The 25,618-nt window shown below is 59.5% G+C and carries 18 protein-coding genes and 1 pseudogene; 6 read left to right on the top strand and 13 right to left on the bottom strand.

Translation table 11 applies throughout. The annotated features are described in order from the left end of the window. Positions 1–1,913 precede the first annotated feature (1,913 nt). The 3 genes from IVB26_RS40990 to IVB26_RS43260 form a co-directional block, all read right to left on the bottom strand. Positions 1,914–2,213 (bottom strand): DUF2934 domain-containing protein, encoded by a 300-nt coding sequence (locus IVB26_RS40990; RefSeq protein WP_247973542.1) that lies wholly within the window; start codon positions 2,211–2,213, stop codon positions 1,914–1,916. A gap of 978 nt (positions 2,214–3,191) precedes the next feature. Beyond that, positions 3,192–3,359: a hypothetical protein gene (locus IVB26_RS40985; protein ID WP_247321137.1), complete on the bottom strand. Its 168-nt coding sequence runs from the start codon at positions 3,357–3,359 to the stop codon at positions 3,192–3,194. A 152-nt stretch (positions 3,360–3,511) separates the two neighbouring features. Then, the gene (locus IVB26_RS43260; protein ID WP_346732900.1) at positions 3,512–3,742 is read right to left on the bottom strand and encodes a DNA ligase-like domain-containing protein; all 231 of its coding nucleotides are present in this window, start codon (positions 3,740–3,742) and stop codon (positions 3,512–3,514) included. Between the two features lie 314 nt (positions 3,743–4,056). Between IVB26_RS43260 and IVB26_RS40975 the strand changes: the two genes are divergently transcribed. Next, a complete protein-coding gene (locus IVB26_RS40975; protein ID WP_247321172.1) occupies positions 4,057–4,263 on the top strand; it encodes a cold-shock protein in 207 nt (68 codons plus the stop codon). Between the two features lie 81 nt (positions 4,264–4,344). On the opposite strand, the gene IVB26_RS40970 is transcribed toward IVB26_RS40975, so the two are convergent. The 6 genes from IVB26_RS40970 to IVB26_RS40945 form a co-directional block, all read right to left on the bottom strand. After that, positions 4,345–4,653 (bottom strand): PilZ domain-containing protein, encoded by a 309-nt coding sequence (locus IVB26_RS40970; RefSeq protein ID WP_247973541.1) that lies wholly within the window; start codon positions 4,651–4,653, stop codon positions 4,345–4,347. 400 nt (positions 4,654–5,053) lie between these two features. Beyond that, complete coding sequence (locus IVB26_RS40965; RefSeq protein ID WP_247973540.1) at positions 5,054–5,344, bottom strand: hypothetical protein; 291 nt, start codon at positions 5,342–5,344, stop codon at positions 5,054–5,056. A gap of 366 nt (positions 5,345–5,710) precedes the next feature. Further along, positions 5,711–5,872, bottom strand: coding sequence for a hypothetical protein (locus IVB26_RS40960; protein ID WP_247973539.1), 162 nt, complete (start codon positions 5,870–5,872; stop codon positions 5,711–5,713). A 137-nt stretch (positions 5,873–6,009) separates the two neighbouring features. Beyond that, complete coding sequence (locus IVB26_RS40955; RefSeq protein WP_247973538.1) at positions 6,010–6,198, bottom strand: hypothetical protein; 189 nt, start codon at positions 6,196–6,198, stop codon at positions 6,010–6,012. 173 nt (positions 6,199–6,371) lie between these two features. Then, positions 6,372–6,584, bottom strand: a complete 213-nt coding sequence (locus IVB26_RS40950; RefSeq protein WP_247973537.1) for a hypothetical protein — start codon at positions 6,582–6,584, stop codon at positions 6,372–6,374. 1,185 nt (positions 6,585–7,769) lie between these two features. After that, positions 7,770–7,991, bottom strand: a complete 222-nt coding sequence (locus IVB26_RS40945) for a hypothetical protein (RefSeq protein ID WP_247973536.1) — start codon at positions 7,989–7,991, stop codon at positions 7,770–7,772. Between the two features lie 590 nt (positions 7,992–8,581). Between IVB26_RS40945 and IVB26_RS40940 the strand changes: the two genes are divergently transcribed. Continuing rightward, complete coding sequence (locus IVB26_RS40940; RefSeq protein ID WP_247973535.1) at positions 8,582–8,803, top strand: hypothetical protein; 222 nt, start codon at positions 8,582–8,584, stop codon at positions 8,801–8,803. Positions 8,804–8,806: 3 nt separating this feature from the next. Then, positions 8,807–9,265 carry a hypothetical protein gene (locus tag IVB26_RS40935; RefSeq protein WP_458309391.1) on the top strand — a complete coding sequence of 153 codons (459 nt, stop codon included), beginning with the start codon at positions 8,807–8,809 and terminating at the stop codon, positions 9,263–9,265. Positions 9,266–9,341: 76 nt separating this feature from the next. Here the strand turns inward: IVB26_RS40935 and IVB26_RS40930 are convergent, their stop codons facing one another. Together IVB26_RS40930 and IVB26_RS43640 are read right to left on the bottom strand one after the other, a co-directional pair. Further along, the gene (locus IVB26_RS40930) at positions 9,342–9,563 is read right to left on the bottom strand and encodes a hypothetical protein (protein WP_247973534.1); all 222 of its coding nucleotides are present in this window, start codon (positions 9,561–9,563) and stop codon (positions 9,342–9,344) included. A gap of 3,169 nt (positions 9,564–12,732) precedes the next feature. Next, positions 12,733–13,353 carry a hypothetical protein gene (locus IVB26_RS43640; protein ID WP_458309390.1) on the bottom strand — a complete coding sequence of 207 codons (621 nt, stop codon included), beginning with the start codon at positions 13,351–13,353 and terminating at the stop codon, positions 12,733–12,735. Between the two features lie 1,092 nt (positions 13,354–14,445). Here IVB26_RS43640 and IVB26_RS40920 point away from each other — a divergent pair. The 3 genes and pseudogenes from IVB26_RS40920 to IVB26_RS40910 all read left to right on the top strand — a co-directional run bounded on the left by IVB26_RS40920 (position 14,446) and on the right by IVB26_RS40910 (position 16,658). Further along, a complete protein-coding gene (locus IVB26_RS40920; protein ID WP_247973533.1) occupies positions 14,446–15,243 on the top strand; it encodes a type IV toxin-antitoxin system AbiEi family antitoxin in 798 nt (265 codons plus the stop codon). Beyond that, positions 15,224–16,139 (top strand): annotated as a pseudogene (locus IVB26_RS40915) (nucleotidyl transferase AbiEii/AbiGii toxin family protein). The gene IVB26_RS40920 and the pseudogene IVB26_RS40915 overlap by 20 nt, the downstream one beginning before the upstream one ends. A 228-nt stretch (positions 16,140–16,367) precedes the next feature. Continuing rightward, complete coding sequence (locus IVB26_RS40910) at positions 16,368–16,658, top strand: WGR domain-containing protein (RefSeq protein ID WP_247973532.1); 291 nt, start codon at positions 16,368–16,370, stop codon at positions 16,656–16,658. A gap of 268 nt (positions 16,659–16,926) precedes the next feature. On the opposite strand, the gene IVB26_RS40905 is transcribed toward IVB26_RS40910, so the two are convergent. Together IVB26_RS40905 and IVB26_RS40900 are read right to left on the bottom strand one after the other, a co-directional pair. Next, positions 16,927–18,174 carry a GTP-binding protein gene (locus IVB26_RS40905; RefSeq protein WP_247973531.1) on the bottom strand — a complete coding sequence of 416 codons (1,248 nt, stop codon included), beginning with the start codon at positions 18,172–18,174 and terminating at the stop codon, positions 16,927–16,929. An 8-nt stretch (positions 18,175–18,182) separates the two neighbouring features. After that, on the bottom strand, positions 18,183–24,416 hold the full coding sequence (locus IVB26_RS40900) for a DUF4082 domain-containing protein (RefSeq protein ID WP_247973530.1): 6,234 nt from the start codon (positions 24,414–24,416) through the stop codon (positions 18,183–18,185). Positions 24,417–25,618: the final 1,202 nt, after the last annotated feature.

Raw genomic sequence — 25,618 nt, 5'->3', positions numbered from 1 at the left:
CGAAGCCAAAACAATGGGACGAGCAGGAAGTCCGACGATTGGTCAGGCTCGCCCGGGCCCGGGCTGGCGTATCGAAGATAGCAGCCGAGCTGGGCCGTCACGCAGGATCAGTGAGGCGAATGGCGCGAACACTAGGGATACTGTTGAAGAAGTAGCCGTCTCTGCTGCGGCGTGGGCGCTGGCCCGATGAACGAAGGGCACCGTCCTACAGCCCAAACCCGCGGCCAATCTCCCGCGCAAACCTAAGCGCCGCGTCGGTATTGCGGCCATAGTAGAACGCTCGATCAAGCTGCGAAAAGGTACCCATTCCAAATAGCGCGATAGCAATGCCTCTAAGCATGGTCGTGGACCGGGTTGAACGATACAGCTAAAAGTTCAAAACGGCCCCAGCCGCAGGTTGGGAGAACAGCCGGAGCCGACATTCCCATTCCATGTGCCGTAATCAGCGGTAATCAGCACGCTCCCAGCAAGCCACAAGAAAGCTATTGAACTCTTTCGTCCCCACCCCGGGCGCCCCGCGCCATTGACGCTGGGTCGATGTGAAGCGCAGCGTGGACACTCCCCGTCCGCTGCTACGTTGAGCTGCCATCCGATTGTTTGCCTGAGGTCTTGCGCCTTACAATTCATGCCATCGCTCCTAACGATCCTCTTGGCGCGCTCTAAGGCGTGGCTTTCGGCTGTATCATCACCTACGTGGAGTCTGACTGCAGCATGGAAGACGCAGACGGCGACGGCACGGGGTATCTCTCTCAGCAATAGACGATTTGCTGAGATTAAATGGCGTCGCGAAAGCGATAGACGGGCGACCCCTACATGGCTGTCGGGCGATCAATGGCAAGTCCATTGGGCGATCGACGGGCACAATGGAACGCTGACAGGAAACTCCGCAGCCGGTAGTCCCCACACGTCTGACTACCAGTCTTTCGCTTAGCTGGGATTCGAATTGCACGCGGTAGAGCTGAAAGTCATGTTCCGCTTCCGCGCAAGTGCCGAATTCGTGGCGAATTGTACGAGGCTCGAGATAGGTCAGAGCAGCTCCGCGTGTGCGCTGAGCGGGCATTGTCGACTCACATTGACGTAGCGGACATCCGCTCCTCCACACGAACAAGGACAGGATGCTGAAAAGACAGCGACTTCTTTAGATAAATAGGGACGTCGCGCAAATTGCTACGGTGAGTAGCTACGAAGTTGGGCCCGCGGCTTACCCCGATGGCCTGACTTCGAATATCCGCTGACGACAGATGATGTATTGCTGGCCAGCAAATTCGACAGCTTCACGAGCTCGCGACGCGCGCCAATGCCGAAGACCGGCTCAGCCTGAGTGCGAGTTGCATATGGTTGAGCGTGTCGACCGCCACGTGCTAGATGAAATGCTTCCTTAAAGCGCTCCGCTGGCGAACGCAGGACGAGATCAGCGACAGCGTCTTGGCCTTCCTGGATGCTTCACCCCCGAAATGTGGCACGCACTTAAGCTGCTCGAGGAGGAGCGTAGAAGAGGCGTGATGTTCAGGCACCTTCCGGGGTCGCCTGGTAAAGCATCAGCATCAAACACGGTACGCGCGACCTAAAGTGAGTCGTCTTTTCGGGCACACCTACGAGTGTCGGCAGTGCTGCTTGCCTGAGTGGCGCTCCCGCGTGCTGGTCGAACGGCCAGGGAGCTCTTGCGGATGTGAACGTGAGCGCCTGGGGGTACACGGTGCATACGAACAACATCGACATCGCCGCCTCAGATTGGAGCGATGACTAAACGCCTCTTCATCCCGATCCGACAGTCCCGAGTTCACGCAATCCGCGTCGACGGATTGAAATCCAGCAATCGAATGTAGCGGGCGTCTGCACACCGCGGGCGATGAATCTCGAACGGCGCCGCCTTGGCGCCAACTCCGGCGGTGACAGCTACCAGACCATCGGCATCACCGTTGGTCCAGCGTGCACGGCGGTCGCTCTATTCGACGGTAATGCTCCTGTTCGGCTCGCAGCCAGAATTCCAGGTCGCGTCCTTCGGGCCGACCGGCTTCCTGCCAAAGCCCAAAAGCCCGCGTCCTGATCTCCTCGTGCAGAGCGACGGCCTGTAGTTCATCGAGCTTGCCCTTAATCTTCTTTGCGAAACTTTCCAAATTCTTCACCGTGGTCCTATCGCCGATTCGGGCGATTGCGCGACTAGCCAGGTCGACCTGATGTTGCAGCCTTAGAAGTTCAGCGCGGTAATCCATAACGTCGCTCCAACTGGCTATAAGACGCTGGAGCGCCAGGAATGTTCGATCGAAGCGCGGGGGGCGACGGGCCAGGGCTACCAAGGTCCTCGCGCCGATAGCGGCGGCCCGAACGAAGAGGCTTATTTCGGGAGGTTTCCTCCGCGCAGACGCTCTGGGGTGGGGCGGCGCTTCCAGCATCGCCCGATCATTCTGCCGCTCGCAGACCCCGCTCTGTCGGCTCATAGCGCTCCCCGTGCTTCACCAGCCAGCCACCTTCAACCATCTTCCGCGCTGATGTTGTCCAGCATATCGGCTGGCAGCCGCCCGGGTGATAGACGCGGCCTCCGCGCTCGACCAAAAAGCCGTAGATGCGGGCCAGCCGTAGCGGCTTGAGCATGCCGGAATGAGAACGATGGAGCTGGTCATGGCTTCCCAAGCACCGGCGCCAGGGAACGTTCCGGAGCGTAGCCTTTTGGAACGAGTACTTTTGCCGCCGGAGCGCGCTGTTAGACCTGCTCCACGCGTTGTGATGAACATTGAGGAAGCCGTGTGAAGTAGTTCACAAGCGGCAGGTATCACCAAGCGTAGCGTCCTCGCTTCAACTGAGGACGCGCCATGAAGTTCAATTGGAAACCCTCTCGAATGCTCGCTCTGACGGCAGTTCTTCTGGTGGCGGCCGGTACCACTATGGCAATCGGTACTCCTCGCGGAGTCTTTGAACCAATGTTAGGACCCGATTGGCAATGCAGCCGAACTCTGCTGGTCGTGACGGCTTGTACTTACTCGACCGTCAGACCGGAATAGAGCGGGGTGCCACGGGCGATCGCGGAAGATCGCCGAACTCGGATGCGGCGTAGTCTCTGCCTTCCGGGGTGACAATGTGGACCTCGTAGCAGCCCGTCCGCGCAAGTTCACGTGCCTTCTCGAGGGCCGCTTCGGCGGTCTTCCTGCGGTGTGCAAGCTCTCCGTGTCTGCATATCCCTTTGACGATGAAGCTCATTTTCTCTTCTTTTTCTTCTTCTTCTCTTTCTTCAAGGTGGCGGCCTGGGCCCGGAATGCCTCAGCCAATGTTTTCATCTGATCCGCGACAAAGACGTCAGCCGTGCGGGCGGCCACCTTTTCGGCCGCCGCTGCCTGCTCGCGAATGTCCTTCACAGCTCCCATGGCGGGTCAATTTCGCGACTACAGGGTTGTTCCCGCTCAAGGTTCAATTCTAGTGCTGCCCCGTGTTCACGTTCTAATGGCCTAAGTTGGACAGGGCCTGTTCCGACTCCAGTGGCCAGTTCGAAATCGGGCGGTGCTCTTTGAGCGGCGCGCTAGTCACGATACCCGACTTGCGGTCGATGTTCTGGCGAAGGCCGCAGGTCGTCGTCGCCCACAGCGAGAATATCGAAGGCGTAGAGCTGAACTTCGTGGTCGTGCTTGCGAGAGTGCAGGGCATTGAAATTAGAGATGCCGTCGACGCCCAAGTTCACGGCTTCGCCATCGATAACGAAGTGCTTCTGGCGATTCTTCAGCCCGGCCTCGGCGATCCAGGGATAACGCATTGTCCAATCAGTGCCGTTGCGAGACAGCAGGCGCAGGCAGTCATTCACCGAATGGCTAGCATTCGATAGTCGTCGTGCTTCACTTCATGAATCCAGCCCGGCCCGTCCGAGACCTGCTTGCCGGGGGTGGCCAGGCAGAGCTCGTACGCCATTCGCATGGTGGGAGATAGGCGCTTGCCGAGGATTTTTACGAATTTGGAACCCGGCTCTGGCGACGCCTTGAGGCGAGTCTGCGTCGTGAATCGAACAGTCAGGAGGGCTGCGCTTAGGCTATTCTATACTTGGGATACGGTCTTTGATTGGGAGATATCAACTTGGCGATAGGTAAAGTGAAGTGGTTTAACGCTACCAAAGGCTACGGCTTTATTGCTCCTGATGATGGTGGCCCAGACGTGTTCGTGCACATCAGGGCGGTCGAGAAAGCCGGCTACACGGGCTTGGCCGAGGGTGCGCATGTTAGCTATGAGGTGAGGGCCGGGAGCTCCGGTAAGATGTCCGCGGAAAACCTCCGGATTGGCTGACCCGCAGGTATCGTATCCTAGCGGCCCGGAGCGCGCCGTGTTTCGGAGTGCTCTAGCCGCTCGTCACCCTTCTGGATCTAATCACTTCACCAGCGTTTCGCCGCGTTGGGCTCTCTTCGAAGCTTTGCCGCGATTGATGAATTGAACGCCAACGAACTCTCCGTTGACCCAGGAGAGCTCGCAGTGTCGGTAGGCTAATCCGATTGGCGACAGTACGAGGAAAAACTCCTTCTGGCCGATAGCACCATCAATCACCAGCTTGGCCCCCAATTCGGAAACATCGTGAATTTTGCAGGCGCGCTGCCATGTGCCGTCGATCGCCATCAACCGTGCTTCGATTGGACGTTCGAAAACGACGCGCCTATCGGATCGTTGTTCCGCCTCACTCATGAATCGCCCCGCGTGGCCTTCGCGCAGCCGCTTAGAGTAAGGCCAGAGCGTTGACCGTCTGTGAACGAACGGAAGGACCGCGAGGGCCCAAGACGCGCTTCTGGGTTGCTCGCTATCGGTGATTGCCCGGCTCGGTTGATGCCTACGAGCCGTCGGCTCAACGCGCCAAGTTGATCGCGAAGCGGAGGACCGGCCTATGAGGCCCTTCCGCCCAAACTACGCTGCGGATCGCGCTTCGTCGCACGGCCGCCATCAATCCTAGCACTGGGCGGGGCCGCCGGCCGAAGGGCCGGCGACCCCTCGCCGCGAAGGCTCCAGTACGCGAAACAAAGGCGACTTCGCGACTGCATCCAGGATCGGCGGCCCCGGCAACAAGCGCAATGAGATACGATCGTAAGTGTTACTTGGATGGCTTAGTGGTTACTGGTCGCTTCGCTGATGGCTTGCGCGAGGTGATCGCCTCCACCTTCTTCAGCGTCTGTGCAAACTCAGATCGGAGATGCTGTTCGTGCTTCGGGTCGATAGGCTCCGAGAGGAATGCGACCTTCACGAGGAAGCGGTTCAGTAGTGATGCTATCGCAAGGTTGTCCGAATGCTGCGAGCGCACGGTCGTGAGTTGCCGACGCATCTCGATAAGGTCAAGTTTTCCGCTGTCTGACTGCTGTTTCAAATAGAACGGGCCTGCAATCAAGCGAAGCCGCCGCGTCGAGTATATTGGCGCGACGGCTTCCCATTGGGGACCCGGACCAAGGGCAATGTGGCCGTGTGAAGCTAGCGCCCCGCAGCTTTGCTGCAATCAATGTCTGGAATTAAGCTTGATGTCGCGGTTGCGGGTTAATTCTGGAACCCGAGGGGAAGAGCGATCAAGGTGATCCGTTGGGTAACTCTCACGACCTACGGACCCGTGCTCGCTCCCGCTCGACGTCCTCAGCGTCCTTGTCGTCGATGGTCATAAACGAGTTCTTGGCATCGCCGTGAACCTTCAGGAGTTAGTCGAGCTTCGCATGAATGGCCTGCGTGTCGCGGTGCTCGGCGCGCTGGATCACGAGGGTCATTCTCATGTTGCGAGACTGGCAAGCGAATGCCACTCTAGGTCATTGCCGAAGACGATCCAAAGCGCGGCATAAATGAGAAAGACGACGAACGCGGCTGGCCGGGAGGCAAGCACGCCGATGTTGGTCAACCAGCCTCGAACTTCCTTCAGGGCCATGACGATCAACTTGGCACTGCTTTGGTCGGTTCCACGAGCATCTACAACTCGCGATCCATCGCCCGATGGCCGCGGTTCTTCACCTTGATCCAGTGCTTCTGCCGCCCGCACGATGCGGTCGATCGCGATGCTTTGAGACCAGCCCCTCAAAGGTCCATGCGGTAGGCCGCGCGGAATAGATCGGGTCCAATCTCGCCGCGCTCAAAGGGCGCAACGGTTATGCCCTCCGGCCTGCGCGCGAACAACCGCTCGAGGTTCATCTTTCGCAGATGCAGCAGCAGATCGCGCAAGTCGCCGCCGCCCATGGCGAGGACGTCGAAGGCATAGAGCTGCACTTGGTGATCGCGCGACCGGCAGCGGCTGATGACGCACCGCCGAAGACTTAGGCGTGACCAGCCGTCAACGGGTCCCGCGCTACGATTGACGATCTCGGTTTTGTGACGAGCACCGTGATACGTATTGGCATTGAGAACTCGTCGGCTCCCAGCTCGGCGGGTTTTTCAATGGACTAGCCGTCCTGTGAGGTAATGCCGAGGCTGTCGCAGGTAATTGCGAACAACTCCTTTGATTTGGAATCTTCAAAGCAGAACTTGGTGCCGATCTCCGCGCGGTCGGTCCACCAGCGAACGTTAGCTCCTTGCGCGATGCGGGCAGCTTCGCCTCGTAAAAGGTCCAGTCGTTTCCCGGCAGCACGGACAATCAGGCAATTCTCCTTAGGCATAAAACGTCCTCCCATTGGCAATTTGGACCCGCAAAATTGCTGGTGCCCACAAAGCTTGCTGGTGATCGAAACGCAGCCCTTCTGCAGGAAGGCCGCAGCGAGAACATCGCCGCGGCCCGCGGGTCAAGATGAAACCGGTGAAAAGATTTAAGTGAAATATGCAGCCAGCCCCGGTGGCATGATCCTATCGCGGCATTTTTGGCTCGCAATATGATCTATTTCACAATCGGCAGCAGGCTTAACGTGCATCGGGATGAGGGAGGACCCGCCGGGGCTGGCTGAATTGGCGGGCCCTCAACCCACAAGCACAAGCCGCGTATGTCCCCACGACCCCGTCCCAGAGCACCCTGGGCTGATTGGTTACCAAAATGCTATATGATGGCGCTTGCGGGTTAGCTCGAAATGGTTGCTATACAACCTATTTTAGAATCTTGCATTTGGATCTGCCCGTTTGGCTTCAAGCATTGGATCGATCGTTTCGGCTTATGCGTCAACCGGCAGCCTTGGAGAATATGAGGGACCTTCGGCGCCACTTGCTCGAACAGCCACAGTCCACATCAGGCGTGAACCACCCACTCTCGGGATGTTCTACTTAAGAATCCCCGAGTGATGGAGGATGGACTGAAGCAGCTGATACTGCCCCGAAACGGCTGAGGTAGTGACAATCGGTCCGTCGGTTCACGCTGGCGGGCCTCTGTCGGATTCAGAGGACGGCTTCTCCGCAGGCGAAGAAGTAAGCGACCGTAACACTTGGTCAGCTTGCTCCTTGGTCAGGCTGGCCGCCCAGGCGGTCCCGATCAATGCTGGGCCTTTGCGTTCTCGATCGTAGACCATCCAACCCTTGCCTCCGATTCGAATGAAAAATCGGCGCGGCGATGGAACTTCGTCAGTCAATGAAGCATGCTCCCGAATTGCCCAGCACCTAGCAGGGAGCGCATTCATCTTTACAGCTTCATTCACGTATGTGAATCACGTCGGGAAAACATGGCAACGCACCCAAGTTTCCCGGGTACGGGCCACGCCAGTACAGTGGTGGCATAGTTCGAATTTTGGCCCGCGGCCGGCAAAAAATGGCCCCAGCTCCCGGGGGGCATTGGGGAGAGCTGGGGCGCATCGGGGTCACCCTTGGGGAAGGGCAACGGGAAAACTTAGCAATCGGCAAAGCGTTCCCGGCCTTGCCTCAGGTCACCGATCCTTATCGGGTTTGCCGTTGGGGCTGCCGTCACCGCCGCCGTTCCCATAACCGTTGTTGCCCCGAGGATGCACCAAGCCGCCGCCGGACTGGGCGATGGCCGTACTGGTCAGGGACGTCGATAGCAACGCCGTGATGGTGGGGGGAGTTACAACGGCAAACTTACCGCAGGTCTTCAGGAATTCCCGCCGATCGTCATCTTCTCGTTCTGTCATTGCACTCTCCGAGAGCCGCGCGACTGAATCATATGATTAAGGCGTGAATTAAATAAATTAAATCGCTAGTAGTTCAATCACGATAAGTGACAGAGGCCATCGCAGCGGCACCCTTCTTCGGCAGGCCCACGGCTTGTCTAGGAACTAGTAGCAAGCGACCAGATTGTGCTCTGCTCCGGCTCCAAGCCCCCCTGCGATGCCGGAGTAAGTCCCAACGGCCCCAGCCGCCGCCAAAGCTGGGGCCGTTTGTTTGGAGGTGAAAGGTCGATCCTCCGCCGAAGGAGCACGCGGAGAATCGTAGTGGCAGCTTTCCGGACGTGGAAAAGGCCATGCGATACCTTGCGGTTGATTGAGACGTGTTGAGGACTTGCGCCAACGTCTCGAGCCCTTGGTAAGCTTTCCGAATTGGAAGAGATTCGGCAAAAAGCGGCCGATGCGCGTTGCTTTGAGCTGCGATGGACACCCGTGCGATCACTCTTGAGCGGCTCCGCGGTGCCTAAGGTAGCTCCTCGGAAGCGTCAGATCTGCGAATTTAGGAACGACGTCTCGGCTTCCACATTCCTTTTGAGGTGCAATCGGGAGCCTCAGCAATGGCCACGCAAATCGTGATGGATCACAGCGGCGACAGCCGGCACTTCTTTGACAATTCCAGTGCGGATGCCCTGGCAGAGGCGGAGAGGCTGTTTTTGGAATTCACCGCCAAAGGATATACTGCAACGGTGCGGAAGGGGCCGGGTGAGGTGACTAAGATCACCACGTTCGATCCAAGCGCCGAAGAAACATTGTTCTTCCCGCGCCTTGTTGGTGGGTGACAAGTGAAGAACAAATATGGGCCTCTCGGCCGCTGGAGCCTTCGAGGCCTGGCGGTGACCAAGCTGTACCAAGCAGCTAAGGATGAGAAAACCATACACGCACGGTCAATGCGGCTTCTGCGGTCTTGGCTTTCGCCTCAGCAGAGGGTCGAATTCGACACGAAAGGATACTTCGACGTCACAGGGTGCGATACCGGAAAGCGCTATCGCATCCGGCGCGGAACGTCGGCCAACGTAAACGAGATCGACGAACACGGGCGGCTCGGAACTGGGCAGTGCTTCGTTCCTTTGGGCGGCCTGGCTCAGGGTGACGTCATGCTTGCTCAGAAGCTAGCTCTCGAAACCGACGAGAAGCGCGCCTTGAGCGTCGCGAACAGCTTCCCGGGGCCGATTGGGTGGCGCCTACTCGATAGTCGTTCCTCAGAGGGAAGAAGTTCACGCGTACGACTCTATCCCAGCTAGAGCTTGGTTGAGAATCTCGCATTCAAGCAGGTCTTCGTCTTGGTGCATCTGCTCGTTAGGCTACGGAGATCCGACCCTACACCCCAGGCGGGCCTTGAGCCACATCGATCACGTGGCGGTCAGGCCCAACAGTGATGACGATCGTGTAGCTCTTTTGAGCTCCGCCCTGGTCGGTTGGCGTTGTCAGGTGCAGTTGGCCGCCGTACCATTCGCCGGGGAGTAGCCTATTGTCCTTGATCACGGACTGCTCGAGCACGGCCATGTTGCGCTGGCCTGTTTCGATCGTGGCAGAAATCATCGCTTCGTTCTGAGCGGTCGCGTTGCCTTGCGCAATTGCCGCGGCCGTCGGGCTGTAGAACGTGCCGGTTCGTCCGCTCCGGTCGTGTAGCTACCGTAACCGGCTCGAGAGGCGCTGTATGCGTTGGCCCCGGCGGCGACGCCTGTGAGGAGGGCAGCGGCAACCTGCCGGTTCTTCTCCTCCTCAAGTCTATCGGGTGGGCGGCACCTTCCATCCATAGGACTGGCGCGGGATCTGGCCAGTAATGTCGACGTCCTTTTCGTCAGAGAGGCGCCAGGCCGCCACTCCGAAGCAGACGGTCAGAACCACGGCTGTTGTTAGCAGCAGCATTGATAGAAACTGGCTCACATCTACACCCCTGAACGCGACGCATGGGCGAGCGACCATGGAACGTCGATTCGGAAAATGCAGATGCGTTGACCTAACGGCGGAATGTCCCCAAGCTTCTGCGCGAAGGCACAAGTACCCTTGGGTGCAGTTGTGTTATCCGTTCAAGCTCGCGCGCCGGCCGCGGTAATCTGGTATTAAGTTTCGCCCGATGTTTGCAAGCAGTGTATCGGTCGCAACGAGCTCTGATCCAACATCGGAGTGGCGATTCATGGTTCGGAAAGCAGCCGGTCGAGAACGCACGCTCGAACCGGGCAGCGGCCCGGTGCCAAAGTGCAGGTGGGAGCGTTTGCTGCTGGCAAGAACCGCGCTGAGAACGTTGCGGACTTCGCATCTCGCGTTGCAGAAAGAGCGGCCGAAACAAATGAGGAAAATCCGATCGTTGCTAACGCTACGAGGACTACCCCGAAAATTAGACTACGCATTTAAACCTCCTTCACTGATCTCAGCATCGGACCGCATTGTTTCAGAACCGCTCCGTTTGACCGCGCCAAAATGGCTTCGTGCACGCGACCTTGAAGGGTGGATTGCTGTTTTGCTCTGGCCCAAAAAGCTCCCTAAGCCCGGCCGGCCTCAGCCGCGTAGCCTGCTATGGCGGGCGATCGAACACCCCGGCACCCAGTCGATTGAGGTAGGCGACACAACCTTTTCACAAAGGCAGTGGCGGACTCGCGGGCAAATCCGTTTTGGCTATGACTTAGACAGGTGAGCTGGAGAAAGGCCGGCAGCAATGATCCAGACGCCGAAGAGAACGATGAGAGGCGAAATTGCAAACCAACCGCTGTCCATGGGCGAAGCGCTGGTTTGGCCGCCGCGGCCCCGCGGGCCAAGGCTAAACGTTCCTTGCAACAGCTAGTCGAACGGGCGCCCGGCCGCTTTTGTTGCTCGGCAAACGGAACGACTTCGAATCGAATCCAAGCTCCCGACCAGTCCCAAGCCAAAAGCCCCGGTCGGGAGCAAAACTTCCCCAAGGGTTGGCGACCTCGGCCCCCAAACTGAGGTCGTTTGTCATTAAACGTGGAAAACGGCGTCGGCCGGCGAGCGCAGATCGCGACGTTGCAAAGCTCAGTTTGAATGCGGTGGTTTGCAAGCCCGCAGTCGCGTGAGAGCGGAATTAAATCGGATTTGCAATTCCGTGCCAAAATCTTTTTGTTCAGTCGTTTAAAGTTGGAGGGTCGCGAGCGGCAGACTACTTCCGGGCTTCGAGCCGTGATTGCCGCAGCCGAAAGGTTACAGGGCATATCAACTGTTTCTGGAGAGCTTGGGCTTGACCGGTTCATAATGCGAGTTCCCATTAAATCCCTAGTTCAGGATGAGTCGGGGTAGCCGTGGGTATTTACTTGCTCTCACTCGCGGCGTGCGTTGTCGGGGTTCTTCTGTTCATGGCATTCCATAGATAGGGCCGACAGCGGACGCAAGAGTCACATTGAATCCTCATCCCAAGCCGAAATTAATGTTTTGGCCGGTTGTTTTTGACTGTGCACCATTGCGCGCGTTCAATTCCAAAGATCGGAGGCGAACGTGTTTTTAAACCTTGTCCTCGCTATTATTATCGGCGTCAGCATAGCGATATTAATCGCCCACGCGATTGACGCGATGCGTTCCTGAGGTTGCGCCGGCGATTCATGTAATCCGCGTCTTCAATTCATTCGGAGCGCACGTTCTGATCATACGCGCCCTGCGCAGCCGCGCGCCAATTCTTCCCAGCGGAATTCTATGTAGGGGCGGGAACCGTCCAGCCGATCCTCGGCTAGCGCGTCCGGTCGCCTCTGAAGACCGGAACTGGACCCGCGTTGAGGGAAGCCAACCGGGCATCCCAATTATGAAGTGATCCTTCAACAAAACGAGGAGGGCGAGACGGCGCGGAAGCCAGGGCGCGTTCGACACGAGGTTAAGAAGGGCTTGGTGCCGGAGGGGATCCCCCGCACTTCTAATGCAATACCCGGGCTGCCTTGCTCGCCTCGGCAAGCCGGACCCTTTCTCTCAACTCCTCGAGCTCCTCGATCGCGTCGAGCAGTCTCACTAGCTCGCGGGCGGATTGCTTCAGATCGGGGCTCGGGCATCTAAGAATACGGGCTCGCTGTCCCATCGGTGCACGCCTCCTTGCTAAAGGAGCTCCAATTGGCAAGGAGCGTGCCACCCCAACGAAGGGTAGCCTTTTCAAGCAAATCAGCGGATGAGGGTTTGATCAACCGGACCGCCGCGGCCGGAGGCGGTGACAACGCAAACGGCTGACATTGCGGCGAGGTGCGCTCAGCTCTCGCCCGAGGATCAGATGATGGTAAAGGCCGTACTCCGCGGCATAATGGTAGAGCGCGACCTGTTAAGCGTCGCCGCAGAACCCATCGAAAGCGCGATCGGCAGCGGCTGACGCACCAGGCGTAGGCTCAGTCGGTAACCTGACGTCAACGGGAGTCGTCCTAGGATATGCCATCGCGGATTGGTGACGAGTACCGCGGTACGCATGGGCATTGTGGAAACCCGCTGGCTGCCGGAGCTGGCGGGCTTCCTCTTTCTAGTGTGACGCAACCACGCCGCCATGAAAGCGACTACGCATGCGGCTGCCAAGGAGCAGAAAGCAATACGATCTGTTTGCGCATTGGCCTCCTGACGAGAGCCGCCTCTAGCCTCACTGACGTACGAGCGTGGATCTCATTCCGATCAGCATCGTGTAGGCCAGGCGTCGCAAATCAGGTTCATAAGGGTTAACATGGTGGCATCCCCGTGTCTGATGCCGCCAATCTACAGCCTTGCCTGTTTCCGGACGACTTCGCCGGTGGCGTTAAATGGTTTCGTGCATCGTCCGGTGGCCGGGCCAGGTTTGGGCCCTCCGTATGATCCAAAATTCGTTTCTCGCGCTTTGTACCGGCCTGTTGGTGACAGCCGGTTTCCTAGCAGCCGTGCTGGCTGATACTCTCACCCGTGAGGTGAAGAAGAAGCGGACCTCGCTAGGCCGGTTCATGCCTGCTAGGGGAGGGTGCCGCGCCGATCGTGCGGAACGTCCGGCGCCGGCCGCAGGAGCTGCAACCGGAGCGGAGGCTGCGGCCGAACAGCGGCTCAAGCGGCTCCGCGCAGCGGTAGTGCGAGCTGTAAGGGCTGGCGTTGCCCCGGATGAATGCCTCAAGCGCCGGCGAGAGATCAAATCGTTCTTGTGCGGCAATTTCGGGTCGGCGATGTCCTCGGTGGCGTCGCCGGACCAACCTTCGATGGGGTTGAATGCCACGATCCTGAGCAGGTAGGCATATTGGCCGGAGAGCAGATCGTGCAGCACCGTTTCCCGATCGCTGTCCTGCTCGTCGGTTTCTCGCCAGGCGCAGCCCGCGCGCGCGCCGAAGTGCTCCAGCACCAAATAGATGTCGCGATCCAGACGATCGAGCGGGACAATCGAAGGCGACTGACGCATACGCTTACTTCGATACTACCGACCCCGGAGATACGGCCCGGCTTCAGGGACTATTGAGGGTGGGGCCGGGGCCTGCTCCGCCAGCTCGAGATCGAGCTGGCGACGATTCAAGCATCAGTCCGCCCAGGTGTTCCTTTTGAAGACTGGAGCCAACCGGCGGGACGCGCTGCCCAAGAATTCGCCTTGCAATTGTGCCCGTCTACTGGCGTAATGCTGAGATTGTTGAGATATTTTTCAGCCCTGTTGTGTTTGAGGCCGTGATGAGTATTTCCAATCGAACTTTCGACGCCGCTGTTGCTTTGCACCAACGTATCGTATTTCTCGAATGTCAAATTGCTGAATTAGGCGTCCTGCGAAACCGATTAGCGCAAGCGCAGATGCGCCGTTCTCGGTCGAGGTCGGGTCGTTCAGGTTCCAGTAAACTAGGCCGGCGTCGCAGGTGTAGATAACCTTCCACGCAACCGACTACTAATTGCCAGCTTCCGCTTGTAATTCCAAGCTATCGGCAGTTCGTGAGTCGGGATTCATGGAAGGAAGGCCGTTTGATAGCATGTCGGTGGCAGCTCCACACTCTCGTCCATGACGTTCTTGCCGTGAGGCTCGTGGCGGTCGAGCTGGTGGGGATGCCTGCCAGTTCGATCGCATCGGGGGCTAACGCGGACGCGCGCCGCCTCAGCAACATACATGGGCTGAATGCACTGGCGCGACGGTCGGAATAGAACATGAGCAGGCGCGACCATCAAATGGCGCCGGCGGCAGTAACTCAAGGCTGTCCACTCAGGAGAGCTTTCTGCTTCTCCCGATCGGTATTGCCGCGGCCACTTCAACATCGCCTACACCGTCATGATCGTGGCTTCGTTCGTTCTTACGTGGACGGACAGCTTCTCGGATAGGTCTGAAGGACTGTGGTCTCGGGTCCCCTCGGCCAAGTATCTCATCGCAGCGTCCCGCGCGCCCGCAAAATTTTTGGCGGACGTGACTGGCCGAACGCACGGAGCAATTGGCAGCTTCGGCATGCCCGACCTGGATATCTTCTCCCAAGGTCTCATTAAGCGGATGAAGCGGCGGTAAAGAGGTGCTAATTTACTTAGTATGGCTGAGCAAAAGGACAGGAAGCTAAACAGGCTCGAAAGGACCGTTCCGCAGGGACTTCTGGTCGATGCTGCCTGGATGGAACAGCATGGATATTCCACCAGCCTGCGCAGCCAATACGTATCGGCCGGCTGGCTGGTTCAGCCGGCGCGGGGAGCCTTTAAGCGCCCGCTCGGTGAACTCTCCTGGCAAGGCGTTGTCGTGTCACTCCAGCGACTGCTCGGCTCCGATCTCGTCGTCGGCGGACGTATCGCGATCGAAGCGCAAGGCCTCGGCCACTACTTGAGCCAGACGGGTCCTTCGACCGTACATCTATACGGAACGCGGCCTGCTCCCGGCTGGCTCGGCAAACTCCCGCTCAAACAGAAATTCCGCGTTCACCGCACGCAAAGTCTATTCAAAACGCACGGGAGCCTGCCCGGATCAAAGTCGGGAACGACGCGGGAAATACCGGGACCATTCGACTGGCCTCTCACGGTATCGACGCCCGAACGTGCGTTCCTCGAACTGCTCGACGAATTGCCCCGCCACGAAAGCTTCCATCAGGTCGATGCCCTGGCGGAAGGCTTGAGGAGCCTCAGTCCCCGGCGGCTGCAAACGCTTCTGGACGACTGCAAGAGCGTCAAGGTCAAACGACTGTTCTTCTGGTTCGCGGAGCGGCATCAGCACGCCTGGCTCAAACAGATCGACAAGTCGAAAGTTAATCTCGGTACCGGAAAGCGTATGCTCGTCAAGGGCGGCAAACTCGACACCAAATACCTCATAACTATCCCACACGATCTCAACGCCCCTGTCTGAAAAATATCGGCATCAAGTGGTCTTGTTGATCGAGACGATTCCGTTCGTCGCGGCGGAGCCTGATTTTGCGCTCAAGGGCGGCACCGCGATCAATCTCTTCCACCGCGACATGCCGCGCCTGTCGGTCGATATCGACCTCACCTATCTGCCGGTGGCTCCGCGCCCCGAATCTCTTGCCGCGATCGATGCGGCGATGAAGCGCATCGTAGCGGCCACCAGGAAGGGATTGCCGGGCGCACGGGTGACGGAAGTCGTCAACGCCCGTGAAAAGATCGTCACCAAGCTGACCGTCCAGAAAGGCGACGCGCAAATCAAGATCGAGGTCACGCCGGTGATCAGAGGCTGCTTTTTTGAGCCGGAGCTGCGCGACGTGTCGGCGCGCGTCGAAGAAACGTTCGGCTTCGCACAGATGAAAGTTGTTTCCCTCGCCGATCTATACGCCGGCAAGCTCGTCGCGGCTCTCGACCGGCAGCATCCGCGCGACCTCTTCGACGTCCGCGATCTGCTCGCCAACGAAGGCATCACGGACGATCTCCGCAAGGCGTTCATCGTCTACCTCATCAGCCATGACAGGCCGATTTCCGAGGTCGTGGTTCCTCCTACAGCACGAATTCACGCACGGCTTTGAGGGCATGACCGCCAGTGACGTAAGCTTGGACGAGTTACTCGAAGCCCGGGAAACGCTGATCGCCGAAATCGCGGGAAAAATGCCGCAAGCTCACAGGGATTTCCTCATGGGGTTCAAGCGCGGCGAGCCCGATTGGAGCCTGCTAGGCGTCCCTGGCGCGGCGGAGCTGCCGGCGGTGCGCTGGAAGCAGATCAATCTGGACAAGCTCCCTGCCGAGCAGAGGTCGAAGCTCGTTGCGCAGCTTGAGAAAGTCTTGCGCAATGCCTGAGGTCGGAGGAGGGGGATCTCCGTCGAACTCGCGCGGGCCAACTTGGTTCAGACGCGCTCCAAGGAGTACGGCGCTACCCAGCGAGACCGGAGCTTGCCTGCTCAGCTCAGCCGCCTAGCGAGCCCGGCCTCGACTGTCACGTTGCCTGCATAAAATTTCTGAATCTTCGGCTCAGATCGATTCATTTATTTAATTGGACGCTCGATTCGGGAATTGCGATTCTGGCGCATGTCCGAACTCACCGTGCAATATCTCGTGCTCGAGCGGCGCGATCCGGCCCGCAACATGGCGCGGTTTTATGTGCTCACGATCGAGCCGACGCTGTTTGGCGATACGGCCTTGGTGCGCGAATGGGGCCGCCTCGGTGGGCGCGGTCGACGGCGGCTCGATCTGTTCGATGGTCAGGTGCAGGCCGTCGAGGCCCTTGAGTCCTGGCTCAGGCGCAAAACCCGTCGTGGTTACGTCCAGCGGCATTTTTCGCGCGCGGAATCCGTGTGCGACGCGCCGCAAGCTGGCTGATCTAGACAAATGTCCCCGCAAGTCTATCAAAGTAATCCGAAGTCATCTTCAGCCATATTCCAAGAATTGCAAAAGTATTCCATGATCTTTCATTGCACAAACCAACATACTAAGGTTTATCGCTCCGTTAATACTAGTTGAGCAGAGCGGCCGAGGCCCGATCCAATCACCAGGCGGGTAACTCAACTGAAACTAGGAGTAGCTTATTCAGGCCCATCAACGAGCAGACTTATCAGCCGCAAGTCCCGGAGGACTTTCTCAGGAACTGCTAGAGAAGGGACACTGCGGTGTGGTTCCCATGGTCAGGAGAATGCCAAGGTGGAAACGGGTCGCTAAGGCTACGCCAGCTCTGCGGATCGAACCCCTGTTCGGAATGGGTTAGGCAGGCATCCAGCGAAGCTTGGATGAACGCTTCATCCATATCTGAACCGATGAACACGAGTTCCTGACGTCGGTCGCCCCAAACGCCGTCCCATCGGCTGTTGAGATGTTCTTGAAACTGAGGATGGCTTGGCCAGCTTGGTTTTGGGATTGTTGCCCACCAAAAGCCCATCGGCTCGCACCGACGTTGCATCCCAGCAACGGAGAGGAGACCGACCCAATCCGGACGGGTGGCGAGCCAGAAATGTCCCTTGGCGCGAATCACACCCGGCCAGGGCTTGTTGAGAAAAGACAAAAGCCTGTGAGGATCGAAGGGACGCCTTTCCTTGTAGACGAAACTGGATATGCCGTACTCATCGGTCTCCGGCACATGTGAATCGGGGCTGTATAGCTCCTTGTGCCAGAGGGGATGTGTCGCAGCCTTCGCTTCGTTGAAAAGGCCGGTATTGAGAATGACCTTGAGAGGAACTTCGCCGAAGTCGGTCTCGACTTGGCGCGCTTCGGGATTGATTGCAGCAACCACCTTGCGAATTGCCACACGGGTCGCCTCTGTCGCTTCTGATACCTTGTTGATCACCACTACGTCGGCGAACTCGATCTGCTCAACCAGGAGATCGACGAGCGTCCGCTGGTCATGCGTACCGCGCGACTCGCCGCGATCACGTAACAGGTCACGACTGCTATAGTTGGCGAGCAGGCTCAAGGCGTCGACGACGGTGACCATTGTGTCGAGTCTCGCAAAATCAGAAAGGGAGGCGCCAGCTTCGTCGCGAAAGGAGAATGTTGCCGCAATGGGAAGAGGTTCAGAAACCCCGGTTCCTTCGATCAGCAGATAATCGAAACGCCGTTCTTGTGCCAATCGCCGGACCTCCAGCAGAAGGTCGTCGCGCAACGTGCAGCATATGCAACCATTGCTGAGCTCTACGAGCGTCTCCGTCGTGTGTGACAGGTTGGCACCGCCGTTCTGGACCAGATTCGCGTCTATGTTTAGCTGACTCATGTCATTGACGATGACCGCGACGCGCAGACCCTCGCGATTCCGCAGCACGTGGTTGAGCATCGTTGTCTTCCCTGCACCGAGGAATCCGCTGAGCACTGTGACTGGCAGCCGATTAGCCTTGTCCGCTCTCTCCATCAGTCCTCCTAGCTGGTGAGCTGGGGACGGAACAGCACGTCAACACCATAGCTCGTCGAGTTGTAGGTGTTCGTCGGGAATAGGCTCCCGCTTCCGTACGTATACACGCCGTTGCCGCCGCTGGAGCTGGACGACGGAGCCGTCAGCGGCCCGTTGGTGACGGCGTTGGCAAACAGGTTCGGATCGGCCGCGTAGTTTCCGGCGGTGTGATAGGACGCGATGTAAGTGGTTCCCGGGTTGATCGTCACCGGGGTCGCGAAATTCACCTGTTGCCAGCCGCTGGCGGTTTCGTTGGTGAAGGTGGCGGTGGCGAGCAGGGTGCCGGTGCTGCTCCAGAGATCCGCGACGTGGCTGCCGGTGTTCGATGCGCCTTTGTAGAAGCGGAGTCCGGTGATGTCGCCGGCACTGGAGGCTTGGAACTTCATCCCAAGCTCCACCGAGTTCGGATCGTTGACCGACACAATGCTCGGCGTGGGATTCGAACTGAACAGGCTCACAATGGTAGAAGACGCGGCGTTCACGGTGAGAGCGACCGACGCACTGGCGGTGCCGCCCCGGCCGTCGGCGATGGCATAGTTGAAGGACGCTGGCCCGGTATAGCCCGCCGTCGGCGTGAAGGTCACGGTATTGGTCTGGGCATTCAAGCTCGCGGTGCCGTTGACGTCGCCACTGACGCCCGTGATCGTCAATGCATCGCCGTCCGGATCGGTATCGTTAGCGAGCAGCGCCGAAGCAGCAATCGTGAGCGAACTGTTCTGGGAAGCGTTGAAACCGCTGTCGTTCGCCGCAGCCGGCGACTGGTTGGCGCCGCCGCCTGTGGTGAACACCACATCCACCCAGTAATTGGTTGCACCGAATGTGCTGGTGGGGAACAGAGTGCCCGTGCCGTAGGTGTAAACGCCGTTGCCACTCGCGGGTGCCGTCAGCGGGCCGTTGACATGAGCGGTGGTGAAATAGTTACCGGTTGCCGTGTAACGGCCGTTGCTGTGGAAGCTCGCGACGTAGGTGGTGCCGGCGGTGATCGACACCGGGTTGCCGAACGTCACGGTCTGCCAGCCGCTGGTGGTCTCGCCCGTGAAGGTCGCGGTCGCCAGCAGGGTGCCGGTGCTGCTCCACAATGAGCCGGTATGCGTGCCGGTGTCACTGGCGCCCTTGTAGTATTTGATGCCGGTAATGGTGCCGGCCGCAGACGACGTAAACTTCACGCCGAGATTAACTTGGGACGCATCGGAATCCGACAGCAACGCCGGCCTGTCCGAACTCGAGAACAGGCTCACCGTCGCGGGAGGGACGGACACGGCGATATTGAATGTCTCGCTCGCGGCAAGGCCGCCAAGATCCCTCGCTGAAACCCTGACACCGACGTTACCAGCCGCTGTCGGCGTGCCGCTGAACGTCCGTGTCGAAGCGTTGAACGTCAGCCATGCCGGAAGCGCCGAGCCGTCGGCGGCGGTGGCCGAGTAGGTCAGCGTGTCGCCGGAATCGACGTCGGTGAAGGTATTGGCAGGCAGCACCAGGGAGAAGGCCGAGCCGGTGCTCGCGTTCTGGTCCGCGGTCTGGGCCGCCAGCATCGGCGCGTCGTTGGCGCCGTGAAGGGTGACCGTGAGCGTGGTCGACGACGTGGCGCCAGAGGTGTCGCGCATGGTGTAGTTGAAGACATCGGCCAGCGTATTGGTCGATTGCCGTAAAGCCTGCACGGCGGCATCGGTTTCGCTGATGGTGTAGGTGAACGCACCGGCGGCATTGAGCACGAGGCTTCCGTGGGCTCCCGCGAGGGCCGCGCCAAGCGTGCCTGAGGTCCCGCCGAAGCTGACGGCGGTGACAGTCATGGTGTCGCCGGCGTCGGGATCGGTGTCGTTGGTGAGGACGTTGCCGCTTCCGGGCGAGCCGCCCGAGCCATTGGCGGTTCCGCCCTTCTCGGTGGCATCCGCCGCGTCGGCGACCGCCGTCGGCACCGCGTTCGGCGTTGTCGACACGATGATGTTGAACGTCTCGTTGGCGGCGAGGGTCCCGAGATCGGTGGCTGCAACCCTGATACCGAAGGTACCGGCCGCCGTCGGTGTGCCGCTGAACGTCCGTGTCGAAGCGTTGAAGGTCAGCCATGCCGGAAGCGCCGAGCCGTCGGCAGCGGTGGCGGCGTAGGTGAGCGTGTCGCCGGAATCGACGTCGGTGAAGGTATTGGCGGGCAGCACCAGGGAGAAGGTCGAGCCCACGGTGGCGCTCTGGTTGCCCGTCTGGGCTGCTAGCACCGGCGCGTCGTTGGCGCCGTGAATGGTGACAGTCAGTGTCGCCGACGATGTGGCGCCGGCGGTGTCGCGCATCGTGTAGTTGAAGACATCGGTCAGCGTGTTGGTCGACAGCCGCAAGGCCTGCACAGCGGCATCGTTCTCGTTGATGGTGTAGGTGAACGCCCCGGAGGCATTGAGCACTAGGCTGCCGCGGGCGCCGGCGAGCGCCGTGCCAAGCGTACCGGCGGTCGCGCCGAAGCTGACGGCGGTCACGGTCTTAGTGTCGCCGGCATCGGAGTCGGTGTCGTTGGTAAGGACGTTGCCGGTGGCCAGCGAGCCGCCGGTGCCGTTCGCCGTTCCACCCTTTTCGGTGGCGTCCGTCGCGTCGGCGACCGCCGTCGGCGCGACATTGGTGGAGCCGTTCGGAACGAACACGACGTCCGTCCAGTAGTTGGCGCCGTTGTAGGTGTTGGTCGGGAAGATCCCGGCGGTGCCGGTGCCACCATAGGCGTAGACACCGTTGCCGGCTGAAGGTGCCGTCAGGGGGCCATTGGTGACAGCGGTGGTGAAATAGCCGTTGGTCGCCACATAGGTGCCGGTGGTGTGATAGGAGGCAACGTAGGTGGTGTTGGCGGCGATGGACACGGCCGCTGGCAGCGCGACGGTCTGCCAGCCGCTAGCGGCTGTGTTGGTGAACGTCGCGCTGGCGAGCTTGGTGCCGGTGGCGGTCCACAGATTGACGATGTCGGAGCCGGTGTCGCTGGCGCTGCGGTAGAACTTGAGGGCTGTGACCTTGCCGGCAACCGACGACGTGAATTTCACGCCGACCTCGAGCTGTTGTCCATCATTAAGGGCGGTTTGTGCCGGTGTGCTGGACGCGCTGAACAGGCTCACGGGAGCCGCTCCGGGCGGTACCACCGAGAAGCTCACATTCGCCGAAGCCGTGCCGCCGCGTCCGTCCGAGATTGTGTAGCTGAAGCTCGCCGGACCGGTATAGCCGGCGTTGGGCGTGAAGGTGATGGTATTGTTCTGTGGATTGGGTTGCGTGTTGAGCGTGACGGTTCCGTTCGTGGGTGCGCTCACGGCAGTGACAGTCAAGGCATCGCTGTCCGGATCGCTGTCATTGGCGATTAGGGACGCCGCCGTGATGGCCATCGGTGTGTCTTGCGTCACGGTAGGGCCGACATCGTTCGCGGCCGCCGGCGACTGGTTGGCGGCGGACGGGTTGAACATGACGTCGACCCAGAAGTTCGTCGCAGAGAACGTATTCGTCGGAAACAGGCTTGTGCTGCCGTACGCGTAGACGCCATTACCGGAAGCGGGCGCTGTTAGCGGACCGCTTGTCACGTTAGTGGTGAAGTAGTTGGTGGTGTTGGAGTAGCGGCCCACATTGGTATGATAGGAGGCGGTGTAGGTTGCCCCTGGCGTCAGCGACACCGGAGTGGAAAAGATCGCGCTCTGCCAGCCACTCGCGGTCTCGTTTGTGAAGGTGACCGTCGCCAGCTTCGTGCCCGTGCTCGACCAGAGCTCGCCGGTGTGGGTACCCGTATCCTGGCTGCTCTTGTAGAACCGAATGCCGCTAGCAGTACCGGCCACCGAGGTCTGAAACTTCACTCCGAGCTCGACCGCGCTTGAATCTGTGGTGTTGACGACCGCAGGGGTCGCCGAGCCTGGGAACAGCGTCACATAAGTTGGTGCCGAAACAGTCACCGTGCGCCCCGCCGAGGGTGTTTCCAGATTGATGCTGTCGTCCACCGCGCGTGATTTGATGGTGTAAGTCCCGCCAACCTGCGGCGACCAGGTATATGTCCATGTCTCGTCACCGATCGCGTTCTGCCAGCTCAGTCCGCCATCGGTCGAGACTTCCACGCCGGCGATCACGCCACCGCCGTCATCCGCTGCCGTGCCGGAAATCGTGACCGCACTTCCGGCAACGAAATTTGCCAGTGCGTTGATGGTGGAGGTCGGGGCCGTCGAGTCCGCTGAAGCGGTACCCGCGACCATCCCCGGCTGGAGCGTTCCAGGTTGTATCCCCATGTCGGCGAGCAGGTTGATCATCGCCTGTTGCACGCGCGGATCGGTTGGCGTCGGCGCCAGGTCGTGATTGTCGCTCAGGCCCCACGCCCAATAGACCGTTCCGGCGCCAAAGACCAATGCGCCGCTCGGAGCGCGATAGAGCGTCAGATTATGGGTTGAGACGCCGCTGCCGGTCGTGTTGCCGTAGTCGAGGAGATAGCTATTGACGGGAAGCGTTGTCGAGGAGAGTCGAACCAGGCCGGCTGGATCGAATCCGTTGTCGGGCGCTTCGTCCCACTCGTAGCCGAGATAGTTCTTGGTCAGCGTTGCTGTTTGCCCGGGCTGAAGATTGGCGACGCTGGTGTTGCGCCAGAAGCGCAGATTGGCGTCGTCATCGGGAATTGTGATTGCCTGGAGGTTGCCTTGGCCGACATCATCGACCTGGAACATCTGCCCGATCAGGGCATTTTCCGGGATTCCCCCGCCAACCGCCGGCGGGCTGAGGCGTGGATCACGGAACGTCCCAGTCCACTGGTCGCTTGGATCAATCGACGCTCCCGGTAACCAGGTCTCCTTATAGGAGATCAGGGTGCGATAGGCGCTGGCTTCGCTGCTGATGCTGTTGCCCCAGCGAGTGCGCCAATACATCTCGTTGCCGCTCCAGAACGCGAGATTCACGCCGGCATCGCGGGCCGCCTGGACATTGGCGCGTTGCTGTCCGGACCAATATTCGTCGTGACCAACATCGAGGTAGAGCTGGTGGTTGAGGAGGAGACTGCCGTAACGGTCTGCATCGACTCCCGACATGTAGGAGACGTCGTAACCATTCTGCTCCAGCCAGTAGATCGCTGAATATTCGGCGCCGAACAGATAGTCCTGCGGACCGGCAACGGTCCCGACGTTGCCGCGGGTGGCAATCGGCCGGTTATAGCTCACCGCGTAGGCACGTCCCGCGCCTTGACCGGTCGCGGGACCGTTGCCGCCATAGAAATTGGCGCCGCCCCAGCCGTTATAGGCCTGCCAGGTCGTGTCCGAGGTTTGGAAGACGACATCGCTGGTGCTGCCGTCGTCTCGAACGATGAAGGGGATGTGATTGGCGCCGGCAGTTCCGTCCTGGCGCACGAGCTTTGCGATATAAACGCCGGACACCGCATCGCCCGGAATATTCCAAGAGTCTGAGACGGACCAATTGCCGGCATCGACCAGGCCGGTGGCCGCGTCGCGCAGCGGCGCAGGCTGATTCTGCACGCCCGTGTGCTGGATCGTGGCGACCTTTCGCGCTCCCATGCCGCCATAGTAGCCAAGGCGGTAGATGTCGATCCGGTAGTTTGATGAATTCGTATTGATCTTGAAGTCGACCCGATTGCCCCGATTGACGCTGATGTCGGTGGCAAAACCTTCGATATTCGAACTGCCCGCGCCAACGATATCCCATTCGCTTTGTGGGTTTCCCGGCTTCTGGTTCTCGAGAACGATTGGATTTGTAGAAGCCGCTGCGGCCGCGAGAAGGCTGGTCGACTCCGTTGTGGCGGGCTGGCGGCCGGCCGGGGGAGCCTTTGCGGTCGTCACCGAGCCGGACAAAGTTCCGATTGGGCCGGCCGACGTCCTCGCACCGGTCTCGCCTCCGCCTGGCAGCACGCTCCAGTTGGCAAGTGGCGCAACGTGCTGCAATGACATGTCAGCACTGGTAGAGGCTCCCATGATGCCGGCATGACCGGTCAGCACGAAATCCGCTCCTCCAGACAATCGACTACCCTGCAATTGTCCGTTATGGCCTGCACTTTGATCGAGCAATCGTGTTGGAGCAATGAAGTAGCCGCAACCACAAATCTGCGCGACCGCTGGAGGCGTAGACGATCCGATGACGCTCGGGGTCAAGGCCGCCGACGGGACCTGACCGAGGATGACGACGGGATTTGAGGTCATTCGGTCGGCTGCCGCAGAAGTTGGCGTTCGCAATCCTGCGGTTACGCCCGCAAATCCAGGGGGCGAAGTCATACTGGACGATAGCGCATCGGTATCGGAGGTGCTCGGGCCTGTACTTTTCAGCGGATTTCGTGCGGCGTGCGGCGACAGCCGCTCGTCCTCGGCGTCTGAATCAGACGCCCAGATATTTCTCTGGCGCAGAGTCCGTGGCCAACTCCGCAATCCGAGAGCTATGTGGCTCAAGCCGGACTTTTCGTACAAGGACCTCATGACATCCTCGCGAGAGATAGGGGAATATGCGTGACAGGTCCCGATGGCCGTCACCTAGACGACGTGTGAAGCGACATCTCTAATGTTCGTGAGCGAGCCAATTTAAGACTTACAGGAGAGGCTCTGAACCAGGAGCCGAGCGCGAAGCCCCACGCGATCTGCCGTTCGGCTGCGATCGCGCTGTTATTCGGAACGGTTGCTACAACCATGGCGTCGCCGGCAAAAATTCAATTCACGCCAAATTAAAGCAGCAATATTAACTACATTAAACATTTAAAATCAAGATTTCCGTGTCACATGGTCGCATAGAGCTTTAATGCCCAGCGCCCCATCATTTCGTTGTTGCTGGAGTGAGGATGGCTTCCCCGAACTCAGAAATCCGCTGAGCACGGTGACTGTCAGCCGATTGGCGGCGCTTGCTCCCGCCAGCCATTGAGCTGCGGGCCGAACGACATTGACGGAGGCAGGTTGTGGTCCAGAAAGCGCGGGCAACGATTAAGACCTACCGCCCTCTCTGACCCAACCGATTATTAATGTAAGTACCAAAATTTAATACTAGTATTTAGATCTACAACGAATCAAGGCGCGGCCGGCCCAACGCGTTTCTAAAGTGCGTCCTCAGAGACATGCTCGACTTGGCCAGGCACATCGTCATTCACTGATGGGCTGATTAGTCAAAAGCGCGCCAGCGAGACGATCCCGGGCCGTGGAGTGGCCGAAGGGAGAGAACGTCGTCGACTTGATGGAAGGCCCCGTGGCGAAGCGTGAAGGAGGTGGCCCCGGCGGCCAAGCCTCGCAAAAGTCACGTAGGGTGGCAGCCGGACAGGCGCTTGATCTTCGTGGCGCGCACTCTGGGTGATATGCGCGCGCAGATGCCATCGAACGGGTGTCTGCAACAGCACGGAATGCGGCCTGGAGATGCGCGCGCATCTGATCGACCTCCATATGCTGCTCAGCCCAGCTGGAACTGGCTGAAGCTCATATTGGCGGCGCCCGTCGTTCTC

The sequence above is a fragment of the Bradyrhizobium sp. 195 genome, assembly GCF_023101665.1.
GTDB lineage: Bacteria > Pseudomonadota > Alphaproteobacteria > Rhizobiales > Xanthobacteraceae > Bradyrhizobium.
Note: the sequence above shows the minus strand (reverse complement) of the source record. Positions and strands in the feature narration are given on the sequence as shown.

Bases quoted from the DNA above. Each gene is read 5' to 3' on its own strand.
- IVB26_RS40990 (WP_247973542.1), bottom strand. From the start codon at position 2,213: ATGGATTACCGCGCTGAACTTCTAAGGCTGCAACATCAGGTCGACCTG.
- IVB26_RS40985 (WP_247321137.1), bottom strand. From the start codon at position 3,359: ATGGGAGCTGTGAAGGACATTCGCGAGCAGGCAGCGGCGGCCGAAAAG.
- IVB26_RS43260 (WP_346732900.1), bottom strand. From the start codon at position 3,742: ATGCGTTATCCCTGGATCGCCGAGGCCGGGCTGAAGAATCGCCAGAAG.
- IVB26_RS40970 (WP_247973541.1), bottom strand. From the start codon at position 4,653: ATGAGTGAGGCGGAACAACGATCCGATAGGCGCGTCGTTTTCGAACGT.
- IVB26_RS40950 (WP_247973537.1), bottom strand. From the start codon at position 6,584: ATGCCTAAGGAGAATTGCCTGATTGTCCGTGCTGCCGGGAAACGACTG.
- IVB26_RS40945 (WP_247973536.1), bottom strand. From the start codon at position 7,991: ATGACAGAACGAGAAGATGACGATCGGCGGGAATTCCTGAAGACCTGC.
- IVB26_RS40940 (WP_247973535.1), top strand. From the start codon at position 8,582: ATGGCCACGCAAATCGTGATGGATCACAGCGGCGACAGCCGGCACTTC.
- IVB26_RS40930 (WP_247973534.1), bottom strand. From the start codon at position 9,563: ATGATTTCTGCCACGATCGAAACAGGCCAGCGCAACATGGCCGTGCTC.
- IVB26_RS43640 (WP_458309390.1), bottom strand. From the start codon at position 13,353: ATGCGTCAGTCGCCTTCGATTGTCCCGCTCGATCGTCTGGATCGCGAC.
- IVB26_RS40920 (WP_247973533.1), top strand. From the start codon at position 14,446: ATGGCTGAGCAAAAGGACAGGAAGCTAAACAGGCTCGAAAGGACCGTT.
- IVB26_RS40910 (WP_247973532.1), top strand. From the start codon at position 16,368: ATGTCCGAACTCACCGTGCAATATCTCGTGCTCGAGCGGCGCGATCCG.
- IVB26_RS40905 (WP_247973531.1), bottom strand. From the start codon at position 18,174: ATGGAGAGAGCGGACAAGGCTAATCGGCTGCCAGTCACAGTGCTCAGC.
- IVB26_RS40900 (WP_247973530.1), bottom strand. From the start codon at position 24,416: ATGACTTCGCCCCCTGGATTTGCGGGCGTAACCGCAGGATTGCGAACG.